The sequence below is a fragment of the Helicobacter baculiformis genome (assembly GCF_900197685.1).
GTDB lineage: Bacteria > Campylobacterota > Campylobacteria > Campylobacterales > Helicobacteraceae > Helicobacter > Helicobacter baculiformis.
In genome coordinates, this window is the sequence record NZ_FZMF01000028.1 from 42,452 (window position 1) to 55,140 (window position 12,689).

Sequence of the window (12,689 nt, forward strand, 5' to 3'; positions counted from 1 at the left end):
GTGGAGCTGGGCAACATGTATAAAGATGGCAAGGGGGTAGCCCAAGACTACCAAGAGGCGATCAACTACTATAAAAGAGGCATGCAAACGGGCAATGCTTTGGGCTACTATAGCATGGCCTCCTTATACCTTGAGGGCAAAGGCGTGCCTAAAAGCCCAACAAAAGCGATCGAGTATTACCAAAAAGCGGCCTCTTTGGGGAAGGGTGATGGTTGGTTTTATATCGGACAAATGTATGAGATGGGGCATGGGGTCAAACAAGATGATGCTAAAGCCATTCAATACTACCAAAAAGCTATCCAAAAGGGGAGCGCCTTGGCTTATGCGCGTCTAGCTAACTTCTATCAAAATGGGCGGGGGGTGAAACAAGATTATGCAAAGGCTATGGAGTTTTACCAACAAGCTGCCAAGTTAGGAGACATTGCAGGTTATGCGGGCATGGGCAAGTTATACAAAAATGGCTATGGGGTGAAACAAGATTATAGCAAAGCCATCAAGTATTACAAAAAGGCTGGAGAGGCAGGGTATTATTCTTTGGCTCTTGCCTCTCAGCAAGGTTTAGGGATGGTGCGCGACTACTTGGGTGCGATTACATACTACAGGCGTGCCATCAACGCGGGCGATACAAGAGGCTACGCTGGTTTGGGCTCACTCTATGAGGGCGGGCACGCCTTCCGCCAAAACTTCGCCAAAGCCTTAGAACTTTATAAAAAAGCAGGGGATGCTGGCTATGCCGGACTAGGCTCGCTCTATGCAAGGGGTTTAGGCGTGCCTAAAGATGCACAAAAAGCCCAAACATACTACAAAAAAGCCTGCGATCTAGGCTATGAGCAAGCCTGCACGCTTTTAAGCAAATGAACAACGGGGGCTAAGAGATGAAAAAAGACTACCTAGACATTGTCCTAGCCGTGCTCAAAGAGGCAAAAGCCCCCGTGTCCATCCATGCGCTTTATAGCAGGGCACAGGAACTTTACAGCGCAGGCAAGATTAGCCAGATGTTTAGCACAGCAGAAGATGGGACTTATTACCCCGTGTGGTTGGCTTTAAAGAACAAAGAAACCCTGCCCTTTGTGCAGGTTTCACAACGCCCCATCACTATTGCCCTAAAAGAATACGCGCCCAATGCGCTAGAGGCGCAGGCAACAAGCCAAACTTCTAGCAAAACAGAACGCCACCACGAACGCTTATTACACCCTTTGCTAGCCCACTTTGCTTACACCAAATGGGGCGCACACACCAAGACCATTTACCACGAAAAAGCCTTAAAGGGCACAAAGGGTAAAAACTCTTGGCTTTATCCGGACATGGTGGGGGCAAGCTTTACCTACCAAAACTTTGAGCCCACCTTGCGCCAATTTGTAGAAAACTTTGGCAATTTGCCCTTGGAACTCTTTTCTTTTGAGCTCAAAAAGGAGATGGATTTAAGCCATTGCAGAGAATATTACTTCCAAGCCATTAGCAACAGCTCTTGGGCGCACGAGGGTTACTTGGTGGTGGAGAAAATCAACACAGCAGACAATAATTTAATGGACTTGCTCAAACGCTTGCACACCAGCTTTGGCATTGGGGTTGTCTTGCTCAATGTGCAAGACATGCAAAAAGCCAAGTGTTGTTAAACGCCAAATTTAAAGAAAATTTAGATCACGCCATGTTGGGCGAATTGTCTCAAAATAGCCCCGATTTTAAAGACTTCTTAAACGCTTTGACTCTCTATCACGAGGCGATTAAGGCGCACATGAGTGAGCAAACCAACTTTCAAGCCTTTGATAGCGTGCTAGACAAAGCGGCATTGCAAAATTATATCAGTATGGAGATCCTGCAACAAGCCCCCACAGAGTTATAAATGGCGATTAATAATGTCGTGCAAAGGGGAGGCAAGGTGTGTGCCTACGATGAAAATGGCGAGGAGCTTTTTAGTAAATCTGGGGAATTGGTGCGCTACACGAGCGATGCCGTCTTTGTGAGGCGGGGCAATCGGGTTTGCCAACTTGATATGTATGGCTATGTGGTGGATGGAAATGTTAAGGAGGAGACGCAATCTGGGAATGAGCTTGCAGGTTTTATCTTTCTTGTATTGGGTTTATTCTATGGTCTCTTTTGGCTTTTGCGTTTCTCATTGCGGCACTACCGCATCACATCAGTGATTGTTGTTATTCTTTTTGGGTGTGTTCTGCTAGCAGGTCTTTTTTCTCCAAGTCTTAAGCCACACCAAGAAAAAGCTGTGTCCTTTAGCAAAGATTACAACCACCGGCAACAAGCCTTTCACGATGCGATGGATCTCTTCACACAGCAAAACTACAAAAAAGCCCAAGAGCGTTTTATTTGGCTTGCCCAAATCAAATACCGCCCTGCCTTTAGTTCTTACATGGCCGGGCAATGTGCTTATAAAAAGAAACACTACCAAGAAGCCATTAAATTTTATCAACAAAGCCTAGCGATTAAAGAACAGGCAAGCTACACAGCCATTTTATTAGAAAACCTAGCCAATGCCTATAAAGCCCTCAAAGATGAGAAACATTATGCACATTACAGGCATCTTTTAGAACAACAAAGAGCAAGGAATTGATAATAAGGGCGCAAGATTTAAGCCCCACCCCCCTTTCAAGTTTTGATCTCTTAGAGCGTGCGCGAGAGGGGGGGGCGACTAGCCCTCCAACTTTTCTTTTAACAGCGCGTTGAGCGCGCTAGGGTCTGCCCCCTTGAGGTTTTTGAGTACCTGCCCTACAAAAAAGCCCAAGAGTTTGACCTTACCGCCTTTGTATTCTGCCACTTTATCGGGGTGTTGGGCTAGTAGGGTGTCAATAGCACGCGATAACTCTTGTGTGTCCTGCACTTGGGCTAAGCCCAGTTTTTCAATGAGGGTATCTACATCGCTAGGCTGGCTTGCGCTTTGGCTTAAAAGCGCGTCTAAGATTTCTTTGCCTGCCTTGCCTGAGATTTTTTTGCTATCTATGCGTTGCACTAAAGTGCCTAAAGTTTGTGCCTGCACTACACAATGCTCTAATTCCTGCCCTCCAAGTCGCCCTAACAACTCCACACACAGCCAAGACATACTTCCTTTCACGCTTGCGCCCATCTCTACCATGTCTTCAAAATAGCGCGCGATTGCCACATCGCTCACTAACATAGATGCGTCTTCTGGTTTCAACCCTAGCTCTATGTAGCGTACTTTTTTAGCATCGGGTAACTCAGGAATATTTTGCGCTTGCTTCAAAAACGCTTCTGGAATATATACGCGTCTAAGATCTGGATCGGGAAAGTAGCGGTAATCTGCCGAGCCCTCCTTATCGCGCATGGCTTGAGTGATTCCTTTTATCGTGTCAAAAAGGCGAGTTTCTTGCACCACTTCTTTAGCGTAAGTACCTCGTTCAAAAGCTTCAATCTGACGCCCTACCTCATAATCAATAGCTTTTTGAATGAATTTAAAACTATTGAGATTTTTGATCTCCACACGGGTATAAAGTTTATCTTCACCCTTAGGGCGAATGGACACATTGGCATCACAACGAAAATTACCTTCTTGCATGTTAGCATCTGAAATGCCTAGAAAACGCACTAAAGCATGCAATTTTTTTAAATAGCTAATAGCTTCTTGTGCGCTACGCAAATCTGGGCGACTCACAATCTCTAAAAGTGGTGTACCTGCGCGGTTCAAATCCACTTTAGAAAATTCCCCTTCGTGAATATTTTTACCTGCATCTTCTTCGAGGTGGGCGCGTTCAATACCAACACGCTTAACGCCTGTATCCGTATCAATATCCAAATACCCTGCGCTCACAATAGGGATTTCAAATTGGGAAATCTGGTAAGCTTTAGGCAAGTCAGGGTAAAAATAATTCTTGCGCGCAAAAACAGAGTCTTGATTAATAGTGGCGTTAATCGCCGTTCCAAACGCAATTGCTTTTTTAAGCGCCTGCTCATTAAGCACGGGCAGAGCCCCGGGTAGACCTAAGCATACCGGGCAGGTATTGCTATTAGGAGTGTCTTTAAAGCTGGTCGGACAACTACAAAAAATCTTAGTCTGGGTGTTGAGTTGGGTATGCACTTCTAGCCCGATAATGGTTTCAAACATGAAAATCCTTTAGAATAACTTACTAAGTAAACCAACGATAAAAACTAAAGCCCAAAATCCAAGATAGGCAAGACCACACATTAGCGCACAATAAATTATAAATGGTAACGCTCTTATGATGAACAGCACAATAATTACGCCAACATAAACACAGAGAGGAAATAAGATAAGGACACCAAGTATCAAGAGTAAAGTTTCTATTGTCAACTCCGAAATTTAATGCCAAATGCTCTCAAGACAAGCACCACAACTGCGCCCACAAGGGCTAGCCCAAGCAAGACAACTGCGATATTGGCAAAGAAGACAAGTACCGCCACCACAAGGGCGATGGCAAAAGCGATCACAAGGGCGATGATCAAAAAGACCGCCGATTCGATGAGCAGGTCAAACACCACCGGAAACACACTGACAAGCCCACCCAAAAGCAACAGCCCGAGTAGGCAAACGATAAAGAGTCCCATCAAAAGTTCTATCACAACGCCCTAAGAATTGTTACTTGTGCTCCACAGGCGCCATTTTTTCCTTTTGTGCTGCTTTTTTGGCTTGGATTTTGGGGTCCATAGTAACAATGCTAAAACTCAAATCCGCCACCTCTGGGTGGGATTTGATATAGGCGTTGATCTCTTCCAGCTTGAGGTTTTTAATGCGCTCTAGCATGATCTTGTCGTAATCTAGGGGCAACCCTAAGTAAAAATTATGAAATTTTGTTGTCAAGCGTTTGCCTAAAGTCTCATTTGCCAAAGGCTCAGAACCTAGCAAGAATTTCTTAGCCCCCTCTAGCTCCTCCTGAGTGATGCCCTTTTCTATAAAATCCTTCACAACCTGCTTGACGAGCGCCACACTCTTATCTTGGTTTTCTACTTTGGTTTGCAGATAGCCTGTGGCGCAATTGATAATGCGTGAGAGTTGCACACGCATGTAGGCGCTGTAAGCTAAGCCCTCTTTAACACGAATGGTATCCATCAAACGTGAACCAAAGCCACTAGAACCCAAAACGAAGCTCATCACCTTAGCTAGGGGCAGTTCTTTTTCTAGGTCCTTCATGTAGAAGGGTGAGCCAAAGTAGACATAAGCCTGTTGGGTGTCCTTATAGGTGATTTTTTCTTGGGCTTTTTGCGCCGTGCCAAAGTGGGGAGTGAAGAAGGGTTTATTAGAAGGTAACGCCTCTAACAAAGGTTTGAGTTGTTCTAGAGTTTTGTCTGTATCCATATCACCACCCATCACAATGATAAGTCGTTCAATATCCAGCGCGTCCTCTAGTCGTTTTTTCACATCATCTAAAGAAATACCTTGAATGCTCTTGGGCGTGCCCACAGCTGGGTGCGCTAGAGGAGTATTGGCAAAGAGTAATTTATTGAGCTCAAGTTGCGCGATGTAGTCAAAATTGCTCATCTTTGTCAAAGCGCTAGCTACCATGTGTTTTTGTACCTTCTCTAAGGCACCAGGGGTAAGATTGGGTGAGAGAAGTAGATCGTGCAAATAGCCAATCGCCTTTTCTTGGTATTCTTTTAAAAATCCTAGATCGATGTGCAGAGACTCTAATCTAATGTCTGTATCTAGAGTGATGGCAAGTTGTTCTAACTGCTCGGCAAATTTGACACTACCTAGCTCTTTTGTACCCTCATTGAGCATTTCTGCACTCAGTCTTGAAAGTCCATACTTGTCTTTGTCCATCAAATTTCCCCCTCCGATAAACATTAAACGGATTTTCCCCATAGGAAGCAAACGGTTTTCTTCATAGATCACCGGAATTTTAATGCCTCTGACTCCAAAATACTTAATGCCTTCTCCAACCTGATCACGCTTGATCACGCTATAAGTGTTTCCTTCTCTATTTTGTTTTGTCTGTTCCATCCATGCTCCTATGATAATCAATACCACTACCGCCACGACCAATAAGAGCGCATACCGCGCATTTTTGAGTTTTGCGCTCATCAATACCTCTCTAAAATCTCATATGCCGTATTGCGTTTAGCGGCTTTGCCACCCAAATCCGCCACTAACGCGATCATCTCTTCCTTGTTCATGCAAAAACTCGTACCCGCCGCTTTAACCACATTTTCCTCCATCATCACACTTCCCAAATCGTTTGCCCCAAAGAGCAAGGCTAACTGCCCAATCATCGCTCCCTGTGTTACCCACGAACTTTGGATATTTGTAATATTATCTAAAAATAGGCGGCTACAAGCTAATAAACGCAAATAGCGGTTACTACTCGCTTTTTTAATATCAGGTCTTTCTTGTTGCAATGGGGTAAAGTTGGGCTGAAAACTCCATAGAATAAACGCCCTGAAACCTCCCGTTTCATCTTGCAAGTTGCGTACGCGTTCTAAGTGCTCTACAACATCTTCCTCTGTATCTACGCTACCAAACATCATAGTTGCTGTACTCTTGATTCCACACTTGTGCGCCTGCCTGTGCACTTCAATCCAACGATCCGCACTGAGCTTTTTGGGCGCAATTACGCGACGCACCCGATCGCTTAAAATTTCCGCCCCTGCCCCCGGAATGGAGCTCAAGCCAGCCGCCTTTAAACGCTCTAGAACTTCTACTAAGGAAAGTTTAGAAATTTTAGCAATGTAATCGATCTCTACAGCTGAAAAGCCGTGAATAGTGATAGTAGGAAATTTTTGCGCAATATGAGAAACCAAATTCTCATAATAGTCGATTTTAAGTTGAGGATGCACACCCCCCTGAAATAAAATTTGTGTGCCCCCGATGGCTAAGAGTTCTTCAATCTTACTATCAATCTCTTCAAAGCTGAGCAAATAACTATCCCCATCTTTGGGACGGCGTTTAAAAGCGCAAAATTTGCAGTCCACAAAGCAGATATTGGTGTAATTGATATTGCGATCTACAATAAAAGTCGTGGTGTTATCCGGATGTAGAGCCTGCTTCTTGGCTAAGGCTAGAGCCCCGAGCTCCTTTAGGGGCTTGTGTAGCATCCATTCTAAAATAGTGGCTCTGTCTAAGCGTTCCATTGTGTTCCTTTAAAAACGCGTTCCCATAGAAAATTCAAAGCGTTGGGTGAGATCGCCCATATCAGGGTTAAAATAAAGTCCTCTCTTACTGCTCCAATCATTAAAAAACGCGATAGGGAAAATAAGTACCAAAGGACCCATGGGCGAAATCCATTCAATTTGAATCCCTGTAGAGGCGCGCCAAGTGCCGTGTTCATAGCCCGCTCCCACCACGCCATAATCTTTAAAATTCACATCACTACTATAAGCGTTATGCCAAAATCCCCCGCCTTTGCTATCGGTTTTAAAAGTCAAAAAGCCCCAGTCAAAAAACCATGCCACGCGCATTTTAGCCGCTTTGAGTAACCCATAACTCAACTCCACAGAGCCGGTATAAAGCCCGTCGCCCCCAACCCACATGCCCTCAGGAGTTCTAGGAGTGATTGAGCGGTTCCTAAAGCCACGAATGGTAGTAACCCCCCCTAAATAGAAAACCGAGTTCAAGGGTAAATAATCTTCTGTATTGTAGCGGAAGATGTAACCCCCTTGAGTTTTAAAACGCGCGATCAAGTCAATAAGAAGATATTTTTGTAAGTGGTGGTAAGCGGCAAACTTGCCATAAATTTTAGTGTTGCGCACATTCCCACCCAAACCATTCCAAGAATTGAGTCCGCCTGCAGAAGGTAAACCCGCCATCGTGGTGTAGTTAGAGAAAGTGAAGCCATTTTTGGGGAAATAGTAATCATCTGTATTGTCAAAGTTTGTACTCAGAGTAAAGGAGCTAGTCGTAGGGGTATGATAATCGCGATTCCATAAACCACGAAGAGGCTGACCATCTGGACCTTTCACAACCTGACCATCTGGAAGCGTGATCACGGTGTTTTGGCTGCTATAAAACATCTCATAAAGAGGACTACTAAAACCAACAATCTTATTAACGCTAAAGTTATAGCCAAAGTTCATACTAAAGGTGTTGGTGAGCATGCGCCCTACCGTAGCGCTAAACCCACCCCCCTGCTGGATGTAGTTATAATTAATAATATACTCCGCAAAAAGACTAAGCGAAGAACTGTAGCGGCTATCAAAAATTCTAGGGTTTGTCAGAGTCAAATTCCCCGAAAACATACGCCCACTCCCTTTCATGCCATAGCTACTACTATAGCCACCCCCCGTAGCAATATTGGCATAAAGACTCATGCTCTGCCCAGTCCCAAATAAGTTTTTCTCACTCACGCTTCCATTGAGCATCAACCCGCCATAACTTCCATAGCCCAAGCCAAATTGCAATTGCCCCGTGCGCCCCTCTTCCACATTAACTAATAAATCCATCAGTTCACTATTGACGCGACGCTCTTCGATCTTAACCTTAGAGAAAAAGCCCAAACGGCGCAAAGCATTTTCAGAATTGGCAACTTTGGTTAAGCTATAGCGTTCTTTGGGGTTAAGCCACACTTCACGGCGAATTACGCGATCGCTGGTGCGTTGGTTACCTGAAATGATAATATCGTTAATATAAACCAAATTGCCGGTTTCAATGCGGTAAATGACCTTAACTTTACCGTTTTTTTCGTCTTTATCTAGGTCTGGCTTAACCACAGCAAAGGCATACCCCTGATCGGCAACTTCGCGTTTTAAGGTTTGGGAATCAGCGCGCATGTTTTCGATATTGAAGATCGCACCTTTTTGAATCTTGAGGGATTTTAAGAGTTTAGGAATGGGAACAACGGGTTTATCAATTTGGATTTCGATCCCGGAAACGCGGTATTGAATCCCTTCCTTAACTTTGTAATAAAGCTTTGCTTTGTGCGTTGCAAAATTGGTATTCAAGAAAGGGGCAGACACATTTACATCTAAAAAGCCGTTACGCAAATACACATCTTGGATACGCATGGAGTCGTATTCTAGCTCGTTGAGATGTAATTTTCCGGAGTTTAAACCCCACATCCAACCCATGAAATCGCGTTGTTTATTAGCACTTAAAGATTCGACCACTCTAGGCTTGAGTTGTTCTCTGCCCTCGTAAGTGGATTTGGTGATGTAAATATGATTACCTCGATTAACTTGAAAAATAATGCGATAGGCCCCCCCATTGGCCAAACTTTCCGTACGCGCTTCTACCACACTGCCATAAAAGCCTTGCTGTTCCAAAGCAGCTTTTAAGATGTACTTGGCATTCTCTAGTTTTGTCTCGTCGTAGGTATCCCCCTTTTTGATTCCCATTTGCGTATAAAGAGTTTCTTTTTCTTTTTCAGTGCCATAGCCCTTAATCTCTACCCCTGCAATACGTGGCTTTTCTTTGAAGTGGAAAACTAATTTACCTTTCTTAAAAGTGGCATAAACATCTTCAAAATATCCCTGACTATAAAGCGCTAAAATCGCTTCATCGATTTTTTTAGGATCTAAAGATTCATTTTTTTTAATCTTGACAATTTCTCCAGCGAGCATGTCGGACATATAAGATAAGTCTTTGTACTCTATGCTGGTGATTCTATTCTCTTCAGCGTCTAGAGGGCAGAACAACTGCCCCACGCACACCAAGACAATGGTAAGAATCTTTTTAATGAGACACCTCTAATTTTGCATCGCTATAGAGCTGGATTATAGCGCTTTGAGTCTTAAAGAGAATAAAAATAAAAAGTCTCACGATTATAGCGAGTTTCAAAACGCTAAACTGACTTCTGCTGTGCCAATGTTATGGCTTTGGGGTTGATCGCGAAAAGTTTTGCTAAGGTTAGTGGCGATGAACGCAACTCTAAAACCTTTGTAAAGCAGAGCAATCCCACCCTCCACCGCATAAAGAGCAGGGGGGAGATATGTAACATTGCGTGTTTCTGGACTGTTGCCCTGCACAAAAACATCGATGGGCTGGTAAGTGCCACTTGCCCCTACAAACACATAAATAGACAGCTTATTGCTGTAGGGAAACCCACCACTAAAGTTAGAGTTGATCTTGTTGGGTCCAAAATCTGCATCGAGGTTATAGCCCATACGCAACATCGAACCTAATCTAAAATGCGTGATAGCATTGCCCAAAGTGATATCAGCCCCGGGAATCATGTCTATAGAAAAAAAACGTGTTGTCAGCAGGGGGACTTTGCGCAACCATTGGTAGGAAAATTCGAAAATAAATTCGTTACGGATTTGATGCGACCAACCTAAAAACTTTGCATCCCCGCGCATGTTGTGCACCCAATCTTGTATTTGTTCTGCAAACGCGTTAGGACCTACCGTACCAAAAGATAGAAAAATACTCTCTAGTGTGTGGGCACTACGCTGAAATATCCCTACATCAGCTCTAAGCCAGCCCGCATATAAGTGATCATGGGGCACTACACCATTATAGAGGCGGTTTTTTAATAGAGGTGTGTAGATACTTTGGGTTACAGAGATGCTAAAGCGCGTCATCTTGGGGGATTTGTAGAGCAAGCTCACATAACGACTCCAAGCCATCCAAGACTTATGGTAAGCTGCGCCCCAAAAATTATATTCTTTACTCACATAACCTACACGATTACCCGCTGTATAATAGCGATCAACGGGATAAACATAGGCATCGTTCTCAGATAAGAGCTCGATATACTGCTTCTTGTAAGGGACCAGCGTTGTCGGAGTTTCTAGCAGGGAGCGCGCATGGAGCGGACAGACCAACACGAAAACCACTAGCAATTTAAAGAAAATCTTAGCTGACAAAACTCCCTCTTTTGAGGATTTAGATTTGATCTCTAAAATAGCCAGTTATACCTTAAACCTACCAAGTTCATAGTCAAAAATATCGGCAGTTTTGTTGAGCGATGTGCTCGCTTGTGCGACAGCTTGCACACTCTCTTGGTTGGAAGTGCTCAATGCGCCGATCTTTTGAATCTCTTCTATAATCCCTTGAGTCAACTGCGCCACCTTCTTAAAGGCTTGAACATCTTCAATAGTGGTGTTGATAATAGTTTGCATACCCTGCACATTATTATCTACTACTCCTTGTAATTCGTGGGCAGCTTGAGAAACCTTAACAATCTCTTGAGCATTGCTATGTAAGTCTTTGCTAATATTATTAACACTTTGCACCACGCCATTGATGGTGCTATGGATATCGCCTAAACTACTTTGAGTTTTTTCGGCTAATTTGCGCACCTCATCTGCCACCACCGCAAAACCCCGCCCATGTTCGCCCGCGCGTGCAGCTTCAATCGCGGCGTTCAATGCGAGCAAATTAGTTTGATCGGCAATATCAGCAATGATAGTTAAAACCTTTTTAATTTCTTCGGTATCCTGAGAAGCCTGTTCAAGCTTATTGGAGCATTCCACGCCCAAGTGCGCATTATTGCCCAAATTTTTACTAAACTCTTCAATGCGCGTGCGCACCTCCTCTAAAGTATGGCTTGTGTTGACCAAATTATCACTATTGACTGCGGCGTTGTCCGCCCCACTTAAAATATTGGCGATCACGCTTTCCCCATTGCGCACCACGACTTGGATACGCTTTTGCTCTTCCTGAGCATTTTTAGAAACCGTATTTGAACTCTCCTGCAAAGTGCGGGCGATTTGGGCGTTTTGCGTGCTATTGCTCTTAATGGTCGCAATCACCCCATGTGTCTTTTCTAAAAAGGCATTAATACTCTTAGAAATGGTGGCAATTTCATCGCGCCCATGAACTACAAGGCGTTCAGTGAGATCGCCCTCTCTAGAAACGAGAGCTTGGATAAGTTGAGTAAGGTGCTTTAAAGGTTTGAAGAGAATATTGACGATAATTAAAATGAAGATGACAGAAATAACCAAAGACACAACAGAAGTGATCAATAAAGTGTGTTGCACAATATCTAAGTCTTTTAAGACAAATCCCTTGTCGCTCACGGCTAAAATTTTCCAAGAAAAGCCCGGTACTGTGGTCCATACATAATACTTAGCCATGCCATCAACATTGCTTTCAATCAATCCATCATGTGCAGAGAGAATCTGTGTAGAGATGGCTTTTTTCTCAGGAAATACGCCTGCAAAACGCTTTCCTTGTTCTAAATTGCTTGAACCTAAAATAAATCCATCTTGATCTAAAAAATGAATTCGTATACCCTTTGAAGAATATTCTTTAGCGCTATCTTGTACATAATTAAGAGGAATATCTGAACCCAGTACACCTTTTAAAACCCCTTTTTGCCAAAGCGCAATGCTGCAAGAAACCACGAGGCGTTTGGTAAAAAGATCAATATAAGGATGGCTTATAACGAGTTTGCGACTGGTTTTAGCTTGTTGATACCAATCGCGCTTACGCGGGTCATAGCCTTCTGGAATCTTGCCCACGAGCTTAATGATGCTCCCATCTTCAAACCCCACATGGATATCTGTAGAATCCATGCCATATTGCACATAACTTAAAATCTTGCGTACTGTAGCCACATCGTTCAAATCCATTCTTTCTAGCTGTTTAGCGGTTTTAACCAAAGCAGTTTTGATCGAATCGTCCCAACCTTTGAGCGAATATGAGAGCATAGAGGCAGTCTCTTTAAGATTATTTTGAGCTGATATGGTTAGTCGGTTATAAAGCCTGTAGCTGATAATCCCTGCCGTAATGCTAAAACTGATTAACAATAACACCGCAAATGTGAGGGAAATCTTGGTTTTGAAGCTCATGGTCCACCCCTTGTTGCCAGATAATATTAAGATAATAT

Annotated in this window: 11 protein-coding genes; 4 read left to right on the plus strand and 7 right to left on the minus strand. The window is 43.7% G+C overall.

The features are described from left to right. Genes C6G87_RS05340 through C6G87_RS08835 form a run of 4 tightly spaced genes read left to right on the plus strand, consistent with a single transcriptional unit; the run spans window position 1 to window position 2,566 of the window. On the plus strand, window positions 1-858 hold the full coding sequence (locus C6G87_RS05340) for an SEL1-like repeat protein (protein ID WP_104752492.1): 858 nt from the start codon (window positions 1-3) through the stop codon (window positions 856-858). A 17-nt stretch (window positions 859-875) separates the two neighbouring features. After that, window positions 876-1,616, plus strand: coding sequence for an HrgA protein (locus C6G87_RS05345; protein WP_104752493.1), 741 nt, complete (start codon window positions 876-878; stop codon window positions 1,614-1,616). Further along, window positions 1,610-1,843, plus strand: a complete 234-nt coding sequence (locus C6G87_RS05350; RefSeq protein WP_104752494.1) for a hypothetical protein — start codon at window positions 1,610-1,612, stop codon at window positions 1,841-1,843. The genes C6G87_RS05345 and C6G87_RS05350 overlap by 7 nt, the downstream gene beginning before the upstream one ends. After that, a complete protein-coding gene (locus C6G87_RS08835; RefSeq protein ID WP_104752495.1) occupies window positions 1,844-2,566 on the plus strand; it encodes a tetratricopeptide repeat protein in 723 nt (240 codons plus the stop codon). A 78-nt stretch (window positions 2,567-2,644) separates the two neighbouring features. Here C6G87_RS08835 and gatB read toward each other — a convergent pair whose 3' ends face one another. The 7 genes from gatB to C6G87_RS05390 all read right to left on the minus strand — a co-directional run. Beyond that, the gene (gatB, locus tag C6G87_RS05360; RefSeq protein ID WP_104752496.1) at window positions 2,645-4,072 is read right to left on the minus strand and encodes an Asp-tRNA(Asn)/Glu-tRNA(Gln) amidotransferase subunit GatB; all 1,428 of its coding nucleotides are present in this window, start codon (window positions 4,070-4,072) and stop codon (window positions 2,645-2,647) included. Between the two features lie 203 nt (window positions 4,073-4,275). Further along, window positions 4,276-4,533 carry a hypothetical protein gene (locus C6G87_RS05365; protein ID WP_104752497.1) on the minus strand — a complete coding sequence of 86 codons (258 nt, stop codon included), beginning with the start codon at window positions 4,531-4,533 and terminating at the stop codon, window positions 4,276-4,278. Between the two features lie 31 nt (window positions 4,534-4,564). Then, window positions 4,565-5,788: a M16 family metallopeptidase gene (locus C6G87_RS05370; RefSeq protein WP_104752504.1), complete on the minus strand. Its 1,224-nt coding sequence runs from the start codon at window positions 5,786-5,788 to the stop codon at window positions 4,565-4,567. A 218-nt stretch (window positions 5,789-6,006) separates the two neighbouring features. Further along, complete coding sequence (locus C6G87_RS05375; protein WP_104752498.1) at window positions 6,007-7,053, minus strand: dehypoxanthine futalosine cyclase; 1,047 nt, start codon at window positions 7,051-7,053, stop codon at window positions 6,007-6,009. 9 nt (window positions 7,054-7,062) lie between these two features. Then, window positions 7,063-9,486: an outer membrane protein assembly factor BamA gene (gene bamA, locus C6G87_RS05380; RefSeq protein WP_233709029.1), complete on the minus strand. Its 2,424-nt coding sequence runs from the start codon at window positions 9,484-9,486 to the stop codon at window positions 7,063-7,065. A gap of 204 nt (window positions 9,487-9,690) precedes the next feature. Beyond that, window positions 9,691-10,722: a lipid A deacylase LpxR family protein gene (locus C6G87_RS05385; protein WP_233709026.1), complete on the minus strand. Its 1,032-nt coding sequence runs from the start codon at window positions 10,720-10,722 to the stop codon at window positions 9,691-9,693. Between the two features lie 45 nt (window positions 10,723-10,767). Next, window positions 10,768-12,689, minus strand: a 1,922-nt coding sequence (locus C6G87_RS05390; protein ID WP_233709027.1) for a methyl-accepting chemotaxis protein, incomplete at its 5' end; no start/stop codon positions are given.

Excerpts from the sequence above, each read along its gene's own strand:
- C6G87_RS05370 (WP_104752504.1), bottom strand. The coding sequence starts at position 5,788 with ATGGGGAAAATCCGTTTAATGTTTATCGGAGGGGGAAATTTGATGGAC.
- C6G87_RS05365 (WP_104752497.1), bottom strand. The coding sequence starts at position 4,533 with ATGGGACTCTTTATCGTTTGCCTACTCGGGCTGTTGCTTTTGGGTGGG.
- gatB (WP_104752496.1), bottom strand. The coding sequence starts at position 4,072 with ATGTTTGAAACCATTATCGGGCTAGAAGTGCATACCCAACTCAACACC.
- bamA (WP_233709029.1), bottom strand. The coding sequence starts at position 9,486 with ATGTCCGACATGCTCGCTGGAGAAATTGTCAAGATTAAAAAAAATGAA.
- C6G87_RS05345 (WP_104752493.1), top strand. The coding sequence starts at position 876 with ATGAAAAAAGACTACCTAGACATTGTCCTAGCCGTGCTCAAAGAGGCA.
- C6G87_RS08835 (WP_104752495.1), top strand. The coding sequence starts at position 1,844 with ATGGCGATTAATAATGTCGTGCAAAGGGGAGGCAAGGTGTGTGCCTAC.
- C6G87_RS05375 (WP_104752498.1), bottom strand. The coding sequence starts at position 7,053 with ATGGAACGCTTAGACAGAGCCACTATTTTAGAATGGATGCTACACAAG.